This is a genomic window from Nocardia sp. NPDC051030 (genome assembly GCF_040683015.1).
GTDB lineage: Bacteria > Actinomycetota > Actinomycetes > Mycobacteriales > Mycobacteriaceae > Nocardia.
In genome coordinates this window covers 590,209-611,693 of record NZ_JBFBCD010000006.1, presented here as the reverse complement: position 1 = coordinate 611,693, position 21,485 = coordinate 590,209, and the positions used below count along the sequence as shown (strand labels likewise).

The window sequence follows — 21,485 nt, the reverse complement described above, 5'->3', positions numbered from 1 at the left end:
GTCCGAAAACCTTGGCAAAATCAAACGCCAGCAAAAGTATTTGCTGACTAAATGTCCGACCTCCCACACGGGGGTGCAGAAGACCGGAACCAATTAAATAATTGGCACTGACATTCATCGACACACTATTGAGTTCTCAAAGAACACACGCACACACCAACAACCCCGGCGTGAACCGGCTGGTCAGTGAGGCTGCTTGTTTGTTCTGGTTGAAGCTTAACCCTACTGTCTCAGCAGAACCAAATCCGCTGATCTTGGAGAGCCACTGTGATCATCAGGCGCTCCTCGTACTACCTCGTTATCCCTGTGCCGCGCTGAACCTTTCGGCTCGGCGTCTCGGCTCCGGGTCGGCGTCCGTGTCGCTCTGACCTGGAATAAGTTACGTGTTGGTTGTTCTCATGTCAAATCGCCTGTTCAGGAGGGGTTTTCGCGAACACGTCCGCGAAACGCTCCCGACACACGCCGTTCAATCAGCGGTGCCGACCCGCTCGATCTCGGCTCCGAGGGACCGCATGTTCTCCACGAAATCCGGGTAGCCCCGGTCGATGTGGAAGACATCGTGCACTTCGGTCACCCCGTCGGCGACCAGGCCCGCGAGCACCAGACCCGCACCGGCCCGAATGTCCGACGACCACACCGGCGCGCTCGACAAACGCGGAATACCGCGCACCACAGCGTGATGCCCATCGGTGCGGGCATCGGATCCGAGCCGGATCATCTCCTCCACGAACCGGAAGCGCGCTTCGAAAATGTTCTCGGTGATCATCGAGGTGCCGTCGGCGATCGCGGCCAGGCCGATGGCCATCGGCTGCAGGTCGGTCGGGAAACCCGGGAACGGCAGCGTCGAGAAGTTCACCGCACGCGGCCGATCGGACTGCACCACCCGGAAACCATCCGGTTCGAACGAGATTCGCGCACCCGCGGAACGCAGCTTGTCCAGGACGAGGGACAGATGCTTGGGATTGATGCCGGTCACCCGCACATCACCCTGCGTCATGGCGGCGGCGATACCCCAGGTGGCGGCGACAATGCGGTCACCGATCACCCGATGTTCGGTGGGCGAGAGCTTCTCCACGCCGTCGATGGTCAGCACGGAGGTACCGGCGCCGACGATCTTCGCGCCCATCTGCACCAGCATGTTGCACAGGTCCACGATCTCCGGCTCGCGCGCCGCATTGTCGATGACCGTCTCCCCCTCGGCCAGCACCGCGGCCATCAGGATGTTCTCGGTCGCGCCCACCGACGGGAAGTCCAGGCGAATGCGCGCACCCTGCAGCTCCTCGGCACGCGCCACCAGGCAGCCGTGCTCGATCTCGCTGGTCGCGCCGAGCAGGCGCAGACCCTGCTGATGCATATCGAGGGGACGCGAACCGATGGCGTCACCGCCGGGCAGCGCCACCACGGCGCGCTTGCAGCGCGCCATCAGCGGACCGAGCACGCATACCGAGGCACGGAACTGCGTCACCGCCGGGAAGTCCGCGTGGTACTTCGGTTCCGCGGGCGTCGTGATCGCCACCGTCCCGCTGTCGATCGTCACGTCGCAGCCGAGACCGCGCAGTACCTCTGCCATCAACGGCACATCCAGGATGTCCGGGCAGTTCGTGATCGTCGTCGTGCCCTCGGCCAGCAGCGCGGCGGCCATCAGCTTGAGGACGCTGTTCTTCGCGCCGCCCACCGCGACCTCACCGACGAGCCTGCTGCCCCCGGTCACCAGAAACCGTTCACTCACGGGGGTCAGCCTAGTGGTCCGCTCCCGCGCTCGTGGCTTCTCCGCCCGGGCGCCAGAGGATGTCGCCGTCGGGGTTGGCCACCCTGCTCAGGATGAACAGCAGGTCGGACAGTCGGTTCAGGTATTTCGCGGGCAACACGTTCGTGTCGTCCGGGTGCGCGTCGACGGCGGCCCACGCGGCACGCTCGGCGCGCCGCGACACCGTGCGCGCGGTGTGCAGCAGTGCGGCAAGCGCGGTGCCGCCGGGCAGAATGAACGAATTCAACGGCGCGAGAGGCTCATTGAACTCATCGCACCACTTTTCCAGGCGGTCGATGTAGGGCTGGGTGATGCGCAGCGGCGGGTACTTCGGGTCCTCGACCACCGGGGTCGACAGGTCCGCACCGGCATCGAAAAGGTCGTTCTGTATCTGCCGCAGTACGCCGAGAATCTTCTCGTCCGGCTGACCCAGAGCTATCGCGACACCGAGTGCGGCATTGGTCTCATCGCAATCCGCGTACGCGATCAAGCGCGGGTCGGTCTTGGCCACTCGCGAGAAGTCGCTGAGTCCCGTCGTCCCGTCATCGCCGGTCCGGGTGTAGATCCGCGTCAGGTGCACACTCACACCGACACCGTAGCTCGCACGCCCGGACTTGCCGGGAAAAAAGCTCAGTAGTTGGGCCGACGGCGGATGCGCTCGGAGGGCCGCGACTCGATCCAGGACAGCAGCGCGGCAAGCGCACCGCGATCGAGTGCCAGCTCATAGCTGCCATTGCCGTCGGACAGCGCGATGATGGCCTCGTCGGTCATGATGTCGTACTCGTCGTCCTGCGGGGAACGCCGACTGTCCACCTCGATCGACAGTCGGCGCAGCGTGGAATCCGGTCCGAGCTTCAGACTGGAGAGCTTGTAGTAGACGAGCGAATCCTCGTCGTAGCGAATCAGGCCGTGCCGCCAGCCCCCGCCGTGCCCGCGTGCGGGCAGCGTGCGCAGCAGGGCGGCGGTGCCGCCGCGGCGCAACATGATGAGCCGGTAGGTGGAGGCCAGCGCCAGGATGACGAGCAACAGCACCAGAATGATCAGAAGCACCATCCCGGTCTGCAATGCCGCTCCTTCACATCCGCACTGGTGGAACATTCACCGGCCGTTCCCCCGAAGGGGGGCGAAGGCCCGCGCTTAGTGCTCGATACTACTGACCGCAGAAAGACTGAGCCCCGCCATCCACCGAATGTGACGTACGCGGCTCACCCCATGGTGAACGGTGCGCTCCAAACCATCACATTGCCGATGAAGTTGGTGGTGTCGACCTCGGCCATCACGAACGAGCGGGCCTGCGCGTATCCGCCGCAGCCGTCGACGGAGAAGGTTTCGTCCACCCAGGTGACACTCGCATGCGGCCCCGGAGTCTTGTTGTAGCGCTTATGCGATTCCATGCCGTAGTCGTCCGGCTTCTCGAGGTCGAGCAGCAGGCGGACCGTCGCCTGGCCCGGACCGAGGGTGATGCCTTCACCGAGCGTCTGGCTCAGGGCCGGAAGCGTCTGCGGATTCGCGTCGCCGGTCCCGGTGCCGCCGCCACTCTCGGACAGCGCGCCGATGTCGACCTGGCACCCGACCACATATCCGGGCGAGATCTTGACCGTCGAGGTCGCGGCGCTCGGCCCGGCTAGGTCGACGACGCCGCGACCGGTCGCCCACACATTGCGGTGCACCGGCGTCGAGCCCATCGACGGACTGATCTTCACCGATTCGGTATCGATGGTGACGGTCACGGTGGTGCCGTCGGGCAGCTCCCGGGTGACGGTGCCGCCGGGCAGCGGTATGAACGTGTCGGCCTGCGCCGCTCCCGGTGACGCGAGGCCGAGAACCACCGCCGCGGTCAGGGCGACACCGAAAACCTTGCCGCGCCCCGCATATTTCCCTGTGCCGAACATGCGATCCCTTCGCGTGGAGTGCAGCACGTCAGCCGATGCTGAAGGGCTGGCCGTAGAGGGTGACCTTGGTGTAATCGGCACCGATGATCTCGACGACGGAGAATTGCCGGGCTTGCGCATATCCGCCGCAGGATTGGATCTCCATCGGAATGTCCTGGTACTGAATGTCGTAGCCGCCACTCTTGATCAGCTCGATGTTGTTGATCGCGATCCATTTGATCTGCCCCGCGGACAGCGGGAAGCTGAAACCGGCCGCCAATCCCGGGGCGGTGGGGCTGATCGTGACGCCTGTCGATGCGGTCAGGCCGCCCAGCGAAACCTGGCATCCCACGACATAGCCGACCGTGAGATTCGAGGAGCCGTGCGTCGAGGAATTATTGGTTCCCGGCGCGTTCAAGGGACCGTTATTGGGGCCGACGACGCCATCCGGGGTATCCACGTCGGTGTGTACGTTGCCGCTGACCCAGGTGGTGCGGCCCGCTCCATTGCCCGCCAGTGACGGCGAAACGATCGCTCGCTCACCACGACTCGTGATTTTCACCCCGGGGCCTTCGACATACCCGTCCGGTAGTGGCACCCAAGTGTCGGCAGATGCCGCACCCGGCGAAAAGAATCCAATCTCGACAATTCCGGCAATTGCCAGCACTATTCCGCGAAGTATCCGCTTGCGACCCGATGCCCGAAACCCGCTCATTCACCCCTCGCTCTGCGTCTGCTCATGGACGTAACGCTGGAAGTGCTTGAAATAGCCGTGGTTTAGCCAGATGCGCCGGATCACACTCTCGGACCGGCGACTGATTCTAACCACACAAGGTAATTCGGATCACAATCGGAGTCGGCTTCACTGGTGAGAGTGTCGTGAGAACAGTCCGGAAATACGAAAAGAGCGGCGGCCCCAGGAAATTCCTGGAGCCGCCGCCCGTTTGCTTCAGTGCGTCCGTCAGGCCGTAGCGGCCTTCTCGAGTGCACGAATCTGGCCCTGCGCCTTGGTCAGCGCGTCCGGGCTCGCATTCGGATCGGCGAGCACGGCCTTGGCGGCCGCCTCGTCGATATCGCCTGCGAACACAGCGGATTCGGCGAGCACGCGCACCGAAGTGGCCGTGACCGAGAAGAATCCGCCGTGCACGGCCGCGACGATGCGCTCGTCGGCGTCGGACACGATGGTCACCGTGCCGCCCTCGACCAGCTGACCGAGCAGCGGTTCGTGGCCGGCCAGGATGCCGATCTCACCCTCCGTGGTCTGCGCCGAGACGAAGGACGCCCGGCCCGACCACAGCAGTCGCTCGACAGCGACCAGATCAACTGACATATCAGCCATGGTGGACTACTTCCCGAGGATCTTCTTCGCAGCAGCCTCGACGTCGTCCAGGCCACCGCAGGAGTTGAACGCCTGCTCCGGGAGGTGGTCGAACTCGCCCTTGCAGACGCGATCGAAGTCATCGATCGTCTGCTCCAGCGGAACGACGGAACCTTCCTGGCCGGTGAACTTCTCGGCGACGATGAAGTTCTGGCCGAGGAACTTCTCCAGACGACGGGCACGGCCCACGAGGACCTTGTCGCCTTCGGAGAGCTCGTCCATGCCGAGGATGGCGATGATGTCCTGCAGTTCCTTGTACTTCTGCAGGATCCGCTTGACCTCGTTCGCCACGGCGAAGTGACGGTCGCCGACGATCGAAGCCTCGAGGATACGAGAGGTCGAGGTCAGCGGGTCGACGGCCGGGTAGATGCCCTTCTGCGAGATCGGGCGGGAAAGCTCGGTCGTCGCATCCAGGTGGGCGAAGGTGGTGGCCGGCGCCGGGTCGGTGTAGTCGTCGGCGGGGACGTAGATCGCCTGCATCGAGGTGATCGAACGGCCACGGGTCGAGGTGATCCGCTCCTGGAGCTGACCCATCTCGTCCGCCAGGGTCGGCTGGTAACCAACGGCCGAGGGCATACGACCCAGCAGGGTCGAAACCTCGGAACCGGCCTGGGTGAACCGGAAGATGTTGTCGATGAAGAGCAACACGTCCTGGTTCTGCACATCGCGGAAGTACTCCGCCATGGTCAGGGCCGACAGGGCGACGCGCATACGCGTGCCCGGCGGCTCGTCCATCTGGCCGAAGACGAGGGCGGTGTCCTGAAGGACGCCCATCTCTTCCATTTCCAGGTGGAGGTCGGTGCCCTCACGGGTACGCTCGCCGACGCCCGCGAACACCGAGGTGCCGGAGAACTCGCGAGCGATACGGGTGATCATCTCCTGGATCAGAACGGTCTTGCCGACACCGGCACCACCGAACAGACCGATCTTTCCACCCTTGACGTACGGGGTGAGGAGGTCGATGACCTTGACGCCCGTTTCCAGGATCTCGGTCTTACCCTCGAGCTGGTCGAAGGCGGGCGGCTGGCGGTGGATGCCCCACTGCTCGCCGTCGCGGCCCAGGCCGGGGGTGTCCAGGCAGTCGCCGAGCGCGTTGAAGACGTGGCCCTTGACGACATCGCCGACCGGAACCGAGATCGGCTTGCCGGTGTCGCGCACCTCGACGCCACGCACCAGACCGTCGGTCGGCTGCATGGAGATGGTGCGGACGATGCCGTCGCCGAGGTGCTGTGCGACCTCGAGGGTCAGGGTCTTCGCAACGGACGCGAGCGCGATGTCCACGTTCAGCGCGTTGTAAAGCTCGGGGATGGACCCGCGCGGGAACTCCACGTCCACGACGGGGCCGATGACACGGGAGACGCGGCCGGTGCCAGCGCCCACCCGGGTTTCTTTAGTGACAGCTGCGGTCATTGCTTCTCTTCCGTGTCTAGTCGCGGTCCGAGGACGACGCCAGCGCGTTGGCGCCACCGACGATTTCCGTGATTTCCTGCGTGATTCCGGCCTGGCGCAAGGAGTTCGCGGTACGGGTCAGTGAATTCACCAGATCCGTAGCGTTATCCGTGGCAGCCTTCATCGCGGTGCGGCGCGCAGCCGACTCCGATGCCGCCGCGTCGAGCAGCGACGAGTAAATCCGAGTGTTGATGTACTTCGGCAGCAGCGCGCCCAGCAGGACGTCCGCATCCGGCTCGAACTCGTACTGCGCGTGGACATCCGCCGACTCGGAGTCGGAGAAGCTGTCCTCGCCCAGATCGTAGTTCTCGTCCACATAGCTCACCTGGATGGGAGCCAGGCGGCGGACCTCGGGTACCTGCGACAGCATCGACACGAAACGCGTGTAGACGATGTGCAGTTCATCGACACCGGCCATGGTGCCGTCCCCATTGGGAGCGGCAACTTCGCCGTCGGCTCCCGCCATGAACGCCTCGACCAGGTGGTTGCACGCCGCGGAGGCGTCCACATAGTTGGGCGACTGGGAGAAGCCGGTCCACGATCCGTTCACATCACGCTTACGGAAGGTGTAGAACGTGAGGCCCTTGGCGCCCATCACGTACAGCACCGGCTCTTTGCCTTCGGAACGCAGCGTGGTCAGCAGCTCCTCGGTGCGCTTGAGCACATTCGAGTTGTAGCCACCGCACATACCGCGGTCACTGGTGATCACCAGGACCGCGGCACGCCGCGCGTTGGGGCGCTCGGTGAGCAGCGGATGGTTGAGATTGCCACTGGCGCCTGCCAATTCGGCGAGCACCTTGGTGATCTCCTCCGCGTACGGCTTGGCAGCCGCGACCCGGGCCTGCGCCTTGCTGATTCGCGAGGTCGCGATCAGCTCTTGCGCTTTGGTGATCTTCTTGATCGAGCTCACGGAACGAATTCGGGAGCGCAGTTCGCGCACGCTTGCCATTAGCGGTTCACACTCCCTTCATTCCTCGAGTCAGACAGTCGCATCGCTTCGCCGTTCTTACTTCTCGACGTGCTTGCGAGTGACGGACAGCGACTCGACCTCTTCGTGATCGAGCTTGCCAGCCTCGGCCTCGTTGACCACGCGCGAGCCGTCCGAAGCCAGGAAGCCCTGCTTGAACTTGTCGGTCGCGACCTTGAAGGATTCGGCGGTCTCGCCCTCGAGCTTCTTCGAACCACCCGCGAGGGCGTCGAAGGAGGCCTGCACGGAACCGTGCAGGAACTCGAGCAGCTCGACATTGAAGCGGCGGACGTCGTCCACCGGCACCGAGTCGTAGTAGCCGGCGTCGACCAGGAACAGCGAAACAACCTGGTCCTCAACGGAAACCGGGGCGTACTGGTCCTGCTTGAGCAGCTCGACCCAGCGGGCGCCACGCTCCAGCTGCGCCAGCGAGGCCGCATCCAGGTCGGAGGCGAAGGCGGAGAACGCCTCGAGCTCGCGGTAGGAGGCCAGCTCCAGACGCAGCGAACCGGAGACCTGCTTCATGGCCTTGGTCTGCGCGGCGCCACCGACTCGGGACACCGAGATACCGACGTTGATGGCCGGACGGACACCCTTGTTGAAGAGGTCCGACTCCAGGAACACCTGGCCGTCGGTGATGGAGATGACGTTGGTCGGAATGAACGCCGACACGTCGTTGGCCTTGGTCTCGATGATCGGCAGCGCGGTCATGGAACCGGCACCGAGCTCATCGGACAGCTTCGCGCAACGCTCCAGCAGACGGGAGTGCAGGTAGAAGACGTCACCCGGGTACGCCTCGCGGCCCGGCGGGCGACGCAGCAGCAGCGAGATGGCGCGGTAGGCCTCGGCCTGCTTCGACAGATCGTCGAACACGATCAGCACGTGCTTGCCCTGGTACATCCAGTGCTGGCCGATGGCCGAACCGGTGTACGGCGCAAGCCATTTGAAGCCGGCGGAGTCGGAGGCCGGAGCCGCGACGATGGTGGTGTACTCCATCGCACCGTGGGCCTCCAGCGCGGCCTTGACGCCCGCGATGGTGGAACCCTTCTGGCCGATCGCGACGTAGATGCAGCGCACCTGCTTCGACGGATCGCCCGAGGCCCAGTTGGCCTTCTGGTTGATGATGGCGTCGACGCAGACCGCGGTCTTGCCGGTCTTGCGGTCGCCGATGACGAGCTGACGCTGGCCGCGGCCGATGGCGGTCAGGGCGTCGATCGCGGTGATGCCGGTGGCCAGGGGCTCACCGACCGGCTGGCGCTCCAGCACGGTCGCGGCCTGCAGCTCGAGCACGCGACGCTCGTCGGACTCGATCTCGCCGAGGCCGTCGATCGGGGCACCCAGCGGGTTCACGACGCGGCCCAGGAAGTTGTCGCCCACGGGGACCGAGAGCACGTCGCCGGTGCGGCGGACCTGCTGGCCCTCCTCGATGGTGTCGAACTCACCCAGGACGACGGCACCAATGTTGGTGTCCTCCAGGTTCAGCGCGACGCCGAGCACGCCGCCGGGGAATTCCAGCAGCTCGTTCGCCATCGCGCCGGGGAGGCCGCTGATGTGGGCGATACCGTCGCCGGTATCGGTAACGACGCCCACTTCCTCGATGGAGGTTTCCGGGGTGTAGCTCTGGGTGTAGCTCTCGATCGCGCTACGGATCTCATCGGGGGAGATCGTCAGCTCCGCCATGTTCTTCCTGCTCTCGCTGTGGTCTCGAATGTCGGTGTGTTGGTGCGTTTGTCGGCCGGAGCCCGAGTCCCCTGTCAGGACAGGCTCTGGCGCAAACGCTGCAGTCGGCCGACGGCGCTGCCGTCGATCAAGTCGTCGCCCACGCGCACGACGACACCGGCCAGCAAGGTCGGGTCCTCCTGCACGTGCACCGTGACGGGCTTGTCGTAGATGCGCTGCAGCGAGGCAGCCAGCTGCTCGCGCTGCTGCGGCGTCAGGGCGGTCGCGGCACGCACGTGCGCCACGATCTGCTCCCGGAGCGACGCCGCCAGATCGGACAGCTGGTCGAAGGCCTCGCCCACGTCGCCCTTACTGCGTGCGACGGCCTGCTGAGCCAGCTCCAGGGTGATGTCCTCGACCTTGCCCGCGAGCAGACGCTGCACGAGTTCACGCTTGGCCGCAGCCGGCTTGCCGTGATCGGTCAGCGCCTGCTCCAGCGCGGGGTTGTCCTCGACGATCCGGCCCAGCCGGAACAGCTCGTCCTCGACGGCGGTGAGACGGCCGCGATCCTCCGCGGCGCGCAGCAGCGCTTCTCGGCCGAGCAGAACCAGCGTGTCGACCAGATCGCGGGCGCGGGACCAGTCCTGGGCCACCGCGGTGGTCAGCACCGTCTGGGTGGCTCCGCTGACCTTGCCGCCGAACAGGCGTTCGGCCAGCTCGGCACGAGCCGAGCTCGACACCGACTTATCCGCGAGCGCCACACGCAGCGAGCGCTGGTCGTCGAGGACGGCGACAACGGCGAACAGTTCGGAGCCCGTCGTGGCCGCGACGGTGTCGCTTCCGGTCAGAGCGGCCCGAAGAGCTTCCCGCGCACGGGAGCTCGCCTCGCGGCTCGCTGCGTACATGCTTCCCACTTTCGGTTCGTTACCTTCCGACCCCGATGCCGGCGTTCGCGTCCAGCTCCTGGAGGAACCGGTCGATCGACGCCGCCTGCTTGGCCTCATCGGCCACCGACTGACCGATGATCTTCTCGGCCAAGTCGACCGCGGTACGGCCGAGCTCGGAACGCAGCTCGGTCACGATCTGCTGGCGCTGGGCTTCCAGCTGGGTGTGACCCGCTGCGACGATGCGGTCGGCCTCGGCCTGGGCATCGGTGCGCATCTGAGCCAGAATCGTCTGGCCCTGGGTGCGGGCTTCCTCACGGATGCGCGCTGCCTCGAGGCGAGCCTCGGCCAGCTGCTCCTGGTACTGCTGCAGGGTCGCCTGCGCCTCGGCCTGCACGGCCTCGGCCTTGGCGATTCCGCCTTCGATCTTCTCCGAGCGCTCATCGAGCACCTTGGTCAGACGCGGGATCACGTACTTGTAGAACGCGAAACCGATGACCAGGAGGCAGACCGCCGACCAGAAAATGTCGTACGTCTCCGGGATGAGGGGGTTCCTGTCGGAACCCGTCTCAGCCGCGGCCAAGTAGATGGAGTTCATCTGTTATCCGAAATCAGAAGATGAAGCCGGCGACGAGGCCGATCAGCGCCAGGGCCTCGGTGAATGCGATACCCAGGAACATGGTGGTCCGGAGGGTGCCCTGGAGCTCGGGCTGACGGGCGATGCCCTCGATGGTCTTGCCGACCACGATGCCCACGCCGATGCCGGGGCCGATCGCGGCGAGACCGTAGCCGATGGCGCCGTAGCCCTTGGCCTTGGACTCGGCAACTTCAGCAGCCAGGTAGGAGAGGGTGCTCATGTGTGTTCCATTCCCTTTCTGTCGCCCACCCGCCGGGCGGCGTGTAAGGCAGGTTTAGGTGTTGTACCGGTTGGTCGTCAGTGAGAGTCGGCGTGCTGCGCGAGACCGATGTACACAGCGGTCAGCAGCGCGAACACGTAGGCCTGAAGGAAGACCACCAGCAGTTCGAAGAGGGTGAAGCCGAAGCCCGCGAGCAGCGAGAACGGCGAGAACACCTTCATCCACGAGGCGGCGTCGAACAGGAAGAACTGGGTGGCGCTGAAGAACAGCACCAGCATGATGTGTCCGGCCAGCATGTTGGCCATGAGTCGGACGGTCAGCGTGAACGGGCGCAGAATGAAGGTCGAGAGGAACTCGATCGGAATCAGCAGCACGTGCAGGGCGGGCGGCACATTCGGCACGACAATGCTCGAGCGCATGTATTTCAGGAAGCCGTACTTCTTGATACCCACGTAGTTGAACGTGACGTACGCGAGAACAGCGAGCACGAGCGGCATACCGATTCGCGCGTTCGAGGAGATGTTCAGGCCCGGAATGACGCCGGAGATGTTCAGGAACAGCACGGAGAAGAAGATCGTCGCGATCAGCGGGAAGAACTTCTTACCGGATTCCTTGCCCAGCACCTCGTCGCAGATCTGTTCCTTGACGAACACCAGACCGGATTCGGCGACATTCTGCAGACCGCGCGGAACCAGCTGCGGCCGACGGAATGCAGCGAACATCACCGCCAGCAGAACAGCCGACATCAAGATGCGAACAAGCATCAAACGGTCGAGTTCGAAAGGCGTGTCCGCGAACAGCACAGCCTTGGGGAAGAAGTCATCAAGCGAAGGCGCGTGGAACTCGCCCGCTAAAGTGGTGACGCTCAGCGTTCTCTCCCGTGGTCGGGCCGCAGGCCATAGTTTTAACCTGCGGTTCGATCGGACATTGACGATCTGGTGGTCGACTCAGGTCGGCTCGAAGTTCGTCAGCAGCTGTTCGGGCAAAGCCCGGGCGTCTGAGCGCGCGTCGGCGACATCGTCGACGGTGCAGAACCGTGACCCATGGGGTCCGGTACGGCTGTAAGCATAACGCACTCTCAGGCGGGTCTCAGGTGACCCCCCTGATGATTCGGTTGCCTACAAGTAAAGAGTTTATCAAGTTATCTACGACAGTGTGTAGGGGGTGGCCTAAATGGCCGGTGAACAGTGCCGATCCTAGAGATCGCGCTCCGTTTCGACCGTCGGAACCCGTTGGCGCAGTAGGCCGTACGTCTCCGCGCCCAGCACCAGCAGCAGCGCGCCGACCACGGTCAGGAACAGCGCGACGGGGCTGTAGAAGTCGAACTTCTGCAGGATCGCGATGACGACGAGCGCCACCAGCAGCTTGCCGACCCAGCTCCCCAGCAGCACGATGCCCTGCAGGCCGGACTCGATCTTCGCGCTGAACAACACCGACGCCGCGGTGGTCAGGATGAAACCGCCGCCGATGGCCGCGCCGAGCAGCGCACCCCACAGGCCGGGCAGTCCGGCGAAGATGGACGACAGAATTGCCGAAACCACAACCAGCACAGCCAAACCGGCGATGCCGTAGCGCAGCGCGGCCCGCAGCGGGGCGTCGTGACCGGGGTCGGAAGGCGTGCTCACGGGGGGCAACTCTACCCGGCGGCGTGATCGTGATCGCGAGGTGGTTTGCGGGCGGTCAGCTCCCGCCAGGACGGGACCGCGGTGACGACCAACGCGAAAACCAGCCCGGCGGCGAACAACAGCACCACCAGGCGGCGATCCATGAGCGAGGCGCCCACCGCGCCGAATGCGAACACGCTCACCCAGAGATAGATCACCAGCACCACGCGGCGGTGCGAATGGCCGATCTGGAGCAAACGGTGATGCAGATGCATTTTGTCCGGCGTGGACCAACTCACACCCGCGCGCTTACGCCGGTAGATAGCCATCACGATATCCAGCACCGGAATGAACATCACCGCTCCCACCAGCAACAGTGGTGACAGCAGACCCACGATGTCGCGCGGGCCGTAACCCTGCAACGGAATTCTTCCGGAAGCGCCGGTGGAGATCGCGGCCAGCATCAATCCGATCAGCATGGAACCGGAATCACCCATGAAAATGCGGGCGGGCTGGAAATTGTGCGGCAGAAATCCGAGACAGCCACCGGCCATTGCCGCCGCCAGCAGCGCGGGCGGATACGTGTCGGTGGCGCCGCCCACCTCGTACAGCAGTCCCACGGTGAACACGAAAACCGCGACGGAGGCAATGAAACCCAGTCCGGCGGCCAGACCGTCGAGGCCGTCGACGAAATTCATCGCATTGATCATGACGACGGTAATGCCGACGGTGACCAAACCGCCCTGCAGCGGATCGAGCACCACCGTCTCATTGGTGAAGGGGTTGTAGATGGCGACCCAGCTCAAACCCATTGCGGCCATCACGCCCGCGGCGGTGATCTGGCCGACCAGCTTGGTCAGCCAGTCCAGGCCCCAGCGGTCGTCGATTATGCCGACCAGCACGATCAGGGTGCTCGCGGCCAGCACCGCCGGAATATCGCGCGGATATTCGAAGCCGCGGCGCAGGGCGGGCAGCTGATGCGCGAACAGCACGGCCATGAGCAGGCCCAGGTAGATGCCCACACCGCCCATGCGCGGAATCGGCTTCACGTGCACGTCGCGCTCGCGTGGCACGGCGACCGCGCCGAAGGCGATGGCCAGCACCCGGATTCCGCCGGTCAGCAGGAAGGTCACGACCGAGGCGACGAGCAGCACCAGCAGCAGCTCCCGCAGCGGGACGACCGCGCCCTGGCTGAAAACGCCCTGACTCAACAGCATTTAGTGGGCCGTCACCGCGCATCGTTCGAATTAGACCCAGCCCGCAGTTCCTCGGGCGACATGCCGAGGACCTCCGCGACCTTCTCCGCCGGAATCGCACCCTCGCGCAGAATGCGCGGCGTATCGGAGGTCAGATCCACGATGGTGGAGGCGACCGCGTGATCGGCCGGGCCACCGTCGAGGTAGACCCCGACCAGATCGCCCAGCTGTGCCTGCGCCTCGGCCGCGGTGGTGGCCGGCGGCTGTCCGGAGACATTGGCGCTGGACACCGCGAGCGGGCCCACCTCACGCAGCAATTCGAGCGCGACCGGATGCAGCGGCATGCGCAGCATGACGGTGCCGCGCGCGTCGCCGAGATCCCAGGCCAGCGAAGGCGCTTGCTGCACAACGAGACTCAGCCCGCCGGGCCAGAACGCGCGAATCAGTTCGCGAGCCTGCGGACGCACCGAGAACACCAGTCCGTCGATCGTGTTCCACGACCCGACCAGCACCGGCACCGGCATGTCCCGGCCCCGCCGTTTGGCGGCCAGCAGCGCACTCACGGCCTGACTGTCGAACGCGTCGGCCGCCAACCCATACAAGGTATCGGTCGGAATCACGGCCAATCGCCCGGATTTCAGCGTGCTCCGCGCCGCATTCAGCCCGGCGGCACGCGAATCGGGATCGGCACAGTCATAGACGGTACTCACGGCCAACATCTTGGCACGAATCCCCGAACACCCCCGCGCCGCGCCCGTACTTTGCGGCCCGGCCGTCTGGTCAGGCGGTGCGGCGGGCGGCCACGAAGCGGGGTTTGCCTGCGAGGTCGGGGTGTTCGACCACGGAGGTGAAGCCCCCCTGTGCGGTCAGCAGGGCCGCGACGTCTCCCCCATTGGTGTCGTCGTGCTCGATGGCCACGGAACCCTCGGGGCGGAGCAGGCGGGCGATATTGCCGATCATGGGGCGGATGACGTCCAGGCCGTCCGGGCCGCCGAAGAGGGCGCGGTGGGGATCGTGGTCGGCCACTTCGGGGTCCAGTTGCGCGCCCTCGGGGATGTAGGGCGGATTGGAGACGACGACGTCGACGCGGCCGTTCAGGTGGTCCAGGATGCTGGGGTCGGTGACGTCTCCGGCGTGCAGGTCGATGGGGGTGTCACCCTCGTCGGCCAGTTGGAGGGCATTGCGGCGGGCCCAGGTGAGGGCTTCCGGGTCGAGTTCGACGGCGTGTACCTGGGCGTCGGGGCGGGCGTGTGCGATGGCCAGGGCGAGGGCGCCCGAGCCGGTGCAGAGGTCGACGACGATGGGCTGGTGGTCGTGGCCGATCGCCTCCAGCTGTCCCAGGGCCCAGGCGAACAGCAGCTCGGTTTCCGGGCGCGGGATGAAGACGCCGGGGCCGACCGCGAGATCGATCTCCCCCATTGCCGCGGTGCCCGTAAGGTGTTGCAGCGGAAAGCGTTCCGCGCGGCGCGCGACCAGTTTCCGGAATTCCTCCAGCTGGTCCGGGGTCACCATGGGTACCAGGGCCAGGCGCATGCGGTCCACGCCCAGCACATGGGCGGCGAGGAGTTCGGCGTCGGCGAGCGGGCTGTGTACCCCGGCCGCTTGCAGTGTTTCGGCGGCCGCTCGAATAGCCGGACGCAATGGTTCACGACTCACGATTCGCCGCCTTTCCTGTCCTCGCCAATGCTGGCATGAATCTAGACACCCCGCGCCCACGATCCCTGAAACCGCTAACCCGCCTCTCCGCGCCTTTTGCCGGCCGTCGGGTGCCGTGAGACTTTCGCACCGGACCGGCGGTTCGCGACGAGGCGCGTCTTGGGGGTACCCCGGGAGTTACCCCGATCTTGCGAGATCAGTCGGCACTTTCCCCAAGGCGTTCACATCATTCGGCGGCGAGGCGGGCGGCGCGGTCGGCGTCGCCGAGCGCGTTGAGCAGATCGTCCAGGTTGCCCTGCAGGACCGAGTCCAGGTTGTGTGCCTTGAAGCCGATGCGGTGATCGGCGATGCGGTTTTCCGGGAAGTTGTAGGTGCGGATGCGTTCGGAGCGGTCCACGGTGCGGATCTGGGCGGCGCGGCCGGAGGCGGCCTCGGCGTCGGCCTGCTCTTCGGCCAGAGCCTGCAGGCGAGCCGCGAGGACCTGCATGGCGCGGATCTTGTTCTGTAGCTGGGACCGCTCGTTCTGGCAGGTCACGACCAGTCCGGTGGGCAGGTGGGTGAGGCGCACGGCGGAGTCGGTGGTGTTGACGCCCTGGCCGCCCTTGCCGGAGGAGCGGTAGACGTCGACGCGCAGATCCTTCTCGTCGATCTCGACCTGCTCGACCTCATCGGGCTCCGGGTACACGAGCACGCCGGCGGCGGAGGTGTGGATGCGGCCCTGCGATTCGGTGACGGGGACGCGCTGCACGCGGTGCACGCCGCCCTCGAACTTGAGCCGGGACCAGACGCCGTCGCGGGTGGGTTCCTTGCTCTTGATGGAGAAGCTGGCTTCCTTGTAGCCGTCCAGGTCGGAGTAGGTGACGCCGAGCACCTCGACCTTCCAGCCGTGCTTCTCCGCATAGCGGATGTACATGCGGGCCAGGTCGGCGGCGAACAGCGCCGATTCCTCGCCGCCCTCACCGGACTTCACTTCCAGCACGATGTCGTCGGCATCGTGCGGGTCGCGCGGTGCGAGCAGGTCGGTGAGGACCTTGTGGAATTCGGTGACCTGTTCCTGCAAGCCGGGCACTTCCGCGGCGAAGGACGAGTCATCGGCGGCCAGCTCCACGGCGGCGGCGAGATCGTCCTGCGCGGTGGTCAGCTTGTTGTAGGCCGCCATGATCGGGCCGAGTTCGGCGAAGCGCTTGCCCACCCGCCGTGCCGCACCGGGATCGTTGTGCAGGGCCGGATCGGCCAGCTGCGCTTCCAGACCGGCGTATTCGGCCAGAATGTCGTCGATCGCGGACGGGGCCGCAGTCTTGTCGGCCATGGCAGGTGCTCCTTCGATGGGAATTCTTCACAACAGGTTTCCAGATTCCCCTCACCCCAAGGTTCGCGGCCCGTCTTGGTTCTGGACTGAGTGGAGCGGGGGAGCGAAGCGGAGGAGCGGAGGGAGGGAAGAACCGAGACTTAGGGGGCCGCGAACAGCCCGGAGCGAAGCGGAGGGCAAACAAACACAGCGACGCCCGGCCTGCACTAGGCAGGACGGGCGTCGACAGGGCATCTATTCGGAAGCGGCTTCGGCCGGAGCCTTGTTGGCGCGCTTGCCGTAGCGAGCCTCGAAGCGGGCCACGCGGCCGCCGGTGTCGAGGATCTTCTGCTTGCCCGTGTAGAACGGGTGGCACTGGGAGCAGACCTCGACCGAGATCTGGCCCGACTCCTTGGTGCTCTTGGTCTGGAAGGTGTTGCCGCAGCCGCACACGACCGTCGTATCGACGTACGTGGGGTGAATTCCTGCCTTCATGGTGTCCTTTCGAATGGCTCCGGGTCGCCTGATGGTGATGACGTGAACCGGAACCGACTTAGGCATGGTTGCCGACGTAGCAGTATATACGTCCGGCTACCCCAGAAATATTCCAGCCCTGATCAGCCGACCGAGCCTCAGCAAAGGATTATGTGCTCCGTGGAGCAGGTGGCCGACCCGTTGTTGAGCTGAGTAAGGAGCTGGGCGAACGTACTGGCGGAACCGGATCCTGAACCGGACGAGGCCACCGGCTCCGAGGCGGCCACCGGTTCCGGGGTGGTCAGCGGCACGTCGGCGAGGGCCGTGGCGGCACCGCCGAAGGCGGACAGGGACAGGGCGGTCACGGCGGCGGCCGTGGCGAGCGTGCGACGCATGGGAACTCCAAAAAGGGATCGGAAAATTACGCGCCGAACGTTAGCGTTGCTACCGATATCCGACATGCCCCCAAAGTTCCCACCCCAAGAAACTACGGGCACGCATATTTCCAGGGTCTGGGCCAGGCTGGAAGTCGAGTAGTTGGCTACTCAGGTATGCGAACACTACTGTTCATAGAGTAGTGCCCAGGTGAGAAGAGGCTTACGACGACGGGAAGGTCGACTGTGACCAGGATGGACGCGACAACGGGGTCCCTATTCCCGTTATCCGCGCGAACGGTCGCCGGGTGGGCACACCGGCGACGCGCGGAAGCCGTCGCGGGGGTGGTCCTGGCCGGGTTGAGCCTGATCGTGATCGTGGGCTGGTGCACGGCTCCCGGGGAGTCCGGTACTGCGGCGGGGCCCATGAACCCGACCCCTATCCCGTCGCACGGGGACGGCACGCTCACCTACACAGCGGTCACGGCGTCCGGCTCCGAGCCTCTCCCTCTGGAGAGTGCCGGCGCCGTGACCGCGCTCATCCTGGGTTGCATGATCTACGGCGCGGCGCTGATCGGGTTGTTCTTCTACAGCCCCCGCCCGGTGCAGATACGGCGAAGGCCCCGCCGTAGCGGGGCCTTCGTCGTGTATGACCTTGTGCGCCAGAGCTATTCGTCGATCGCGCCCGGGGCGGTCTTGGAGACCGTCATCAGGAACTCGACATTGCTCTTGGTCTTCTTCAACCGGTCGACCAGCAGGTCGATGGCCTGATGCGAGTCCAGGCCGGACAGCACGCGCCGGAGCTTGTGCAGGACCGCGGCCTCATCGGGCGACATCAGTAGATCGTCGCGGCGGGTGCCGGACGGGTTGACATCGACCGCGGGGAACACGCGGCGCTCGGCGATCTTGCGATCGAGCTTGAGCTCGGCATTACCCGTGCCCTTGAACTCCTCGAAGATGACCGTGTCACCGGTGGAACCGGTCTCCACCATCGCCGTGGCGATGATGGTGAGCGAGCCGCCGTCTTCGATATTGCGGGCCGCGCCGAGGAACCGCTTGGGCGGGTACAGCGCGGTGGAATCCACACCACCGGAAAGGATTCGGCCCGACGCCGGGGACGAGTTGTTGTACGCGCGACCCAATCGAGTGATCGAGTCGAGCAGCACGACGACGTCCTGGCCCATTTCCACCAGGCGCTTGGCCCGCTCGATGGCGAGTTCGGCGACCTGGGTGTGGTCACTCGGCGGCCGGTCGAACGTCGACGCGATGACCTCGCCGCGCACGGAGCGCTGCATATCGGTCACTTCCTCGGGACGCTCGTCCACCAGGACGACCATGAGGTAGCACTCGGGGTTGTTGACCGAGATCGCGTTCGCGATGTCCTGCATGATCGTGGTCTTACCGGCCTTGGGCGGCGACACGATCAGCGCGCGCTGACCCTTACCGATCGGCATGATCAGATCGATGATGCGCGTGGTCAGCTTGTTCGGCTGAGTTTCCAGCCGCAGTCGCTGATTCGGGTACAGCGGGGTCAGCTTGTTGAAATCCGGTCGGCGCTTCGCGGAGTCGGTATCCGCGCCATTGACCGTGTCCAACCGCACCAGCGGATCGAACTTCTGCCGCTGGTTGCTCTGATCGCCGTCGCGCGGAGCGCGGACCGCACCGGTGATGGCGTCACCGCGGCGCAGGCCGTTCTTGCGGACCAGGTTCATCGACACGTACACGTCGTTCGGGCCGGCCAGGTAGCCGGAGGTGCGGACGAACGCGTAGTTGTCGAGGACATCGAGGATGCCGGCGACCGGCTGCAGGACGTCGTCCTCGCGGATCTCCACGTCGCGGGCATCACTACCGCCACCGGTGGTGGTGCCACCGTCTTCGCGGTCACGCCCACGGCGACGCTCACGGAAACGACGTCCCCGGCGACCGCGGCCGCCTTCCTCGTCGTCATCGTTATTGCGCGCCCGGTCCCGATCGCGATCGGGGCCATTGTTTCCACCGCGGGCAGTGCCGTTCTGGTTCTCACGGTTCTGCTGGTTGCCGCGGTTCTCGCGGTTCTGGCCGCCGTTCTGCTGATTGTTATTGCGCTCGCGGCGACGCTCACCGCCTTCCTGGTCAGCCTTCTGCTCACCGGCGGCAGTGTCCGTGGCGGCACCCGACTCGGCATTGCCGGTCGCGGCGGCGGCCCGCTGCTCGCGGCCCCGACGCTGCCGTCCGCGGCCACGCTGGCCACCCTCGCGGCCGTCATCGCCACTCTCGGAGCGGCTACCTTCAGACTCTTCGCGCTTGGATTCCCGCGTGTCAGAGGCATTCACGTGGCTAGCACTGTCGTGGCTAGCGGGCTCGGCGGTCTTGGCCGGAGCCTCCGCCTTCACCTCGGCCTTCGCGGACTCGGTCTTCGCCGGAGCAGTCTCGGCAGGGGCCGATGCGGACTCCCCGCCGCTCGGCGCAGCCTCGGCCTTGGCCTTACCGGCCTTGGCATCGTTCCGCACGGCCTTGGCGGGCGCGGGTTCGGCTGCCGGGGCGGAAGCCTTGGCTCCACCACCCGACTGATTCTCCTTGATGGCGGCGATGAGATCACCCTTACGCATCCCGGAAGTACCTCGGATACCGAGTTCTCCCGCAAGCGCACGCAACTGCGGCAACAACATTCCAGTCAGCCCCGATCGTGCGACGTCAGTTTGTTCGCTCATCTTCGAAATCTGTCCGGAGTCACTTTCGCGATCCGAGGAATGTGAATCACTTTCCACCCCGGGTGTCGCGAGCAGGTCCGTATCTGTCACGGAAATCCTTTCCTTCCCTCGAGTGCCGTGTGCCACTTCGAGGGTTCCTCCTGCAGCCCGGTCGTATGCCGGGCTCGGATGCCGTATCGCCGGTCTCGCCGGGCCGGTTGGGGCACCACTATGTGGGCTTCACCGAGTGCTGGTGTTCATCGAACGGCAGGGTGGGAGAGATCATTCCAGTTGACTGGCTACCCCCAAGTATCGAGCCTCAAGCTTCGAGCCCGAGCAAGGAGCCTCTGGAGCGATTTTGCCCTGATGAAGCACCGGCGACTGACGCGCACGATGTACGGACTCGCTCAGGATAGCTCCCACCCCCATCGTCGGCAAGGCAGGCGCGCTGTCAATCCACCGATACGCCGTCGGCGATGCCCGGTTCGAGCACGCGCAAGCCGTCCGCGAGTGCGAGTTCACGCAGCTCGGCGGGGAATTCGCTGGTCGTGAAGGCCAAGACGGTCGGGCCCGCGCCCGACACGGTGGCCGGGATGCCGGCGGCGCGCAGTCGTTCGATCCACTTCGTGGTGAGCGGCAGTGCGGAGGCCCGGTAACCCTGGTGTAGCCGGTCCGCGGTGGCGGGCATGAGCAGGTCCGGACGTTCCGTCAAGGCGACTACCGCGAGCGCGGCGCGGCTGGCATTGAACGCCGCGTCCACATGCGGCACCATATCCGGCAGCAGACCCCGGGTATGCGCGGTGGAAGAGTGCTCTTCCGGGATCAGAACCACCGGTCGCAGTGCGGAATTCGCCTCCAGGCGCACCGCACGGTACGCGCGGGGGTGATGCTCGGTGGCGCCATTGGATTCGGCCGGACGGTCGGTTTCCGTCCAGGACACCACGATTCCGCCCAGAATGCTGGCCGCCGCATTGTCGGGATGACCCTCGAATTCCGAGGCCAGCTGCACCATGACCGAATCGTCGTAAGCCAGTTCGGGATCGAACTTCCCGGCCAGGCCGCGACCGGCGGCCAGACCGCCGACCACCGCCGACGCCGAAGAACCCAAACCTCGCGAATGCGGAATCACATTGCGGCACACCACGTCCAGGCCGTCCGCCCAGACGCCCGCCGCCTGCAGGCCGCGTTCGATGGCCCGCACCACCAGATGCGAAGGGCCCCAGGGCACCTCGTCGGCGCCCTCCCCCTCGACCCTGATGGTGAGCCCGGAGTCCGTGGTGGACACCACGATCTCGTCGAAAAGCCCCAAAGCGATTCCGAGGGAATCGAAACCCGGCCCCAGATTGGCGCTGGATGCCGGAACCCGCACCGTGACGGTGAGTCCCGGTGGCAGGGTCCTGGTCATCAACTGA

22 protein-coding genes are annotated in these 21,485 nt (G+C 65.5%); all 22 read right to left on the bottom strand.

Annotation, left to right across the window (positions count from 1 at the left end; all coding sequences use genetic code 11):
- Positions 1-466: 466 nt before the first annotated feature.
- The 22 genes from murA to thrB all read right to left on the bottom strand — a co-directional run bounded on the left by murA (position 467) and on the right by thrB (position 21,478).
- Positions 467-1,729, bottom strand: coding sequence for a UDP-N-acetylglucosamine 1-carboxyvinyltransferase (murA, locus tag AB0N05_RS23590; protein WP_364697878.1), 1,263 nt, complete (start codon positions 1,727-1,729; stop codon positions 467-469).
- A gap of 10 nt (positions 1,730-1,739) precedes the next feature.
- Positions 1,740-2,333, bottom strand: a complete 594-nt coding sequence (locus AB0N05_RS23585) for a cob(I)yrinic acid a,c-diamide adenosyltransferase (protein ID WP_364697876.1) — start codon at positions 2,331-2,333, stop codon at positions 1,740-1,742.
- Positions 2,334-2,377: 44 nt separating this feature from the next.
- Positions 2,378-2,800, bottom strand: a complete 423-nt coding sequence (locus AB0N05_RS23580) for a DUF2550 domain-containing protein (RefSeq protein ID WP_364697927.1) — start codon at positions 2,798-2,800, stop codon at positions 2,378-2,380.
- A gap of 152 nt (positions 2,801-2,952) precedes the next feature.
- Positions 2,953-3,639: an MspA family porin gene (locus tag AB0N05_RS23575; RefSeq protein WP_364697874.1), complete on the bottom strand. Its 687-nt coding sequence runs from the start codon at positions 3,637-3,639 to the stop codon at positions 2,953-2,955.
- A gap of 28 nt (positions 3,640-3,667) precedes the next feature.
- The gene (locus tag AB0N05_RS23570; protein ID WP_364697872.1) at positions 3,668-4,180 is read right to left on the bottom strand and encodes an MspA family porin; all 513 of its coding nucleotides are present in this window, start codon (positions 4,178-4,180) and stop codon (positions 3,668-3,670) included.
- Between the two features lie 399 nt (positions 4,181-4,579).
- Positions 4,580-4,957, bottom strand: coding sequence for a F0F1 ATP synthase subunit epsilon (locus tag AB0N05_RS23565; protein ID WP_364697870.1), 378 nt, complete (start codon positions 4,955-4,957; stop codon positions 4,580-4,582).
- 6 nt (positions 4,958-4,963) lie between these two features.
- Positions 4,964-6,406 carry a F0F1 ATP synthase subunit beta gene (atpD, locus tag AB0N05_RS23560; protein ID WP_364697868.1) on the bottom strand — a complete coding sequence of 481 codons (1,443 nt, stop codon included), beginning with the start codon at positions 6,404-6,406 and terminating at the stop codon, positions 4,964-4,966.
- 16 nt (positions 6,407-6,422) lie between these two features.
- Positions 6,423-7,394 (bottom strand): F0F1 ATP synthase subunit gamma, encoded by a 972-nt coding sequence (locus AB0N05_RS23555; protein ID WP_364697866.1) that lies wholly within the window; start codon positions 7,392-7,394, stop codon positions 6,423-6,425.
- A 57-nt stretch (positions 7,395-7,451) separates the two neighbouring features.
- Entirely contained in the window at positions 7,452-9,092 is a 1,641-nt protein-coding gene (atpA, locus tag AB0N05_RS23550; protein ID WP_364697864.1) for a F0F1 ATP synthase subunit alpha, read from the bottom strand.
- 74 nt (positions 9,093-9,166) lie between these two features.
- Positions 9,167-9,976 (bottom strand): F0F1 ATP synthase subunit delta, encoded by an 810-nt coding sequence (locus AB0N05_RS23545; protein ID WP_364697862.1) that lies wholly within the window; start codon positions 9,974-9,976, stop codon positions 9,167-9,169.
- 19 nt (positions 9,977-9,995) lie between these two features.
- Positions 9,996-10,553 carry a F0F1 ATP synthase subunit B gene (locus AB0N05_RS23540; protein WP_364697860.1) on the bottom strand — a complete coding sequence of 186 codons (558 nt, stop codon included), beginning with the start codon at positions 10,551-10,553 and terminating at the stop codon, positions 9,996-9,998.
- Between the two features lie 13 nt (positions 10,554-10,566).
- Positions 10,567-10,812 (bottom strand): ATP synthase F0 subunit C, encoded by a 246-nt coding sequence (locus tag AB0N05_RS23535; protein ID WP_364697858.1) that lies wholly within the window; start codon positions 10,810-10,812, stop codon positions 10,567-10,569.
- 77 nt (positions 10,813-10,889) lie between these two features.
- Positions 10,890-11,615: a F0F1 ATP synthase subunit A gene (gene atpB, locus AB0N05_RS23530; protein ID WP_364697856.1), complete on the bottom strand. Its 726-nt coding sequence runs from the start codon at positions 11,613-11,615 to the stop codon at positions 10,890-10,892.
- Positions 11,616-12,008: 393 nt separating this feature from the next.
- Positions 12,009-12,446 (bottom strand): hypothetical protein, encoded by a 438-nt coding sequence (locus AB0N05_RS23525; RefSeq protein ID WP_364697854.1) that lies wholly within the window; start codon positions 12,444-12,446, stop codon positions 12,009-12,011.
- A 2-nt stretch (positions 12,447-12,448) separates the two neighbouring features.
- Entirely contained in the window at positions 12,449-13,633 is a 1,185-nt protein-coding gene (locus AB0N05_RS23520; protein ID WP_364697852.1) for an MraY family glycosyltransferase, read from the bottom strand.
- Positions 13,634-13,644: 11 nt separating this feature from the next.
- Entirely contained in the window at positions 13,645-14,322 is a 678-nt protein-coding gene (locus AB0N05_RS23515; protein WP_364697850.1) for an L-threonylcarbamoyladenylate synthase, read from the bottom strand.
- A gap of 70 nt (positions 14,323-14,392) precedes the next feature.
- Positions 14,393-15,268, bottom strand: coding sequence for a peptide chain release factor N(5)-glutamine methyltransferase (gene prmC / locus AB0N05_RS23510; RefSeq protein WP_364697848.1), 876 nt, complete (start codon positions 15,266-15,268; stop codon positions 14,393-14,395).
- Positions 15,269-15,494: 226 nt separating this feature from the next.
- Positions 15,495-16,577, bottom strand: coding sequence for a peptide chain release factor 1 (prfA, locus tag AB0N05_RS23505; RefSeq protein WP_364697846.1), 1,083 nt, complete (start codon positions 16,575-16,577; stop codon positions 15,495-15,497).
- A gap of 234 nt (positions 16,578-16,811) precedes the next feature.
- Positions 16,812-17,051, bottom strand: a complete 240-nt coding sequence (gene rpmE, locus AB0N05_RS23500) for a 50S ribosomal protein L31 (RefSeq protein ID WP_364697844.1) — start codon at positions 17,049-17,051, stop codon at positions 16,812-16,814.
- Positions 17,052-17,188: 137 nt separating this feature from the next.
- Complete coding sequence (locus tag AB0N05_RS23495) at positions 17,189-17,425, bottom strand: hypothetical protein (protein ID WP_364697842.1); 237 nt, start codon at positions 17,423-17,425, stop codon at positions 17,189-17,191.
- A 647-nt stretch (positions 17,426-18,072) separates the two neighbouring features.
- Positions 18,073-20,184, bottom strand: coding sequence for a transcription termination factor Rho (gene rho, locus AB0N05_RS23490; RefSeq protein ID WP_364697840.1), 2,112 nt, complete (start codon positions 20,182-20,184; stop codon positions 18,073-18,075).
- 340 nt (positions 20,185-20,524) lie between these two features.
- On the bottom strand, positions 20,525-21,478 hold the full coding sequence (thrB, locus tag AB0N05_RS23485) for a homoserine kinase (protein ID WP_364697838.1): 954 nt from the start codon (positions 21,476-21,478) through the stop codon (positions 20,525-20,527).
- Positions 21,479-21,485 lie beyond the last annotated feature (7 nt).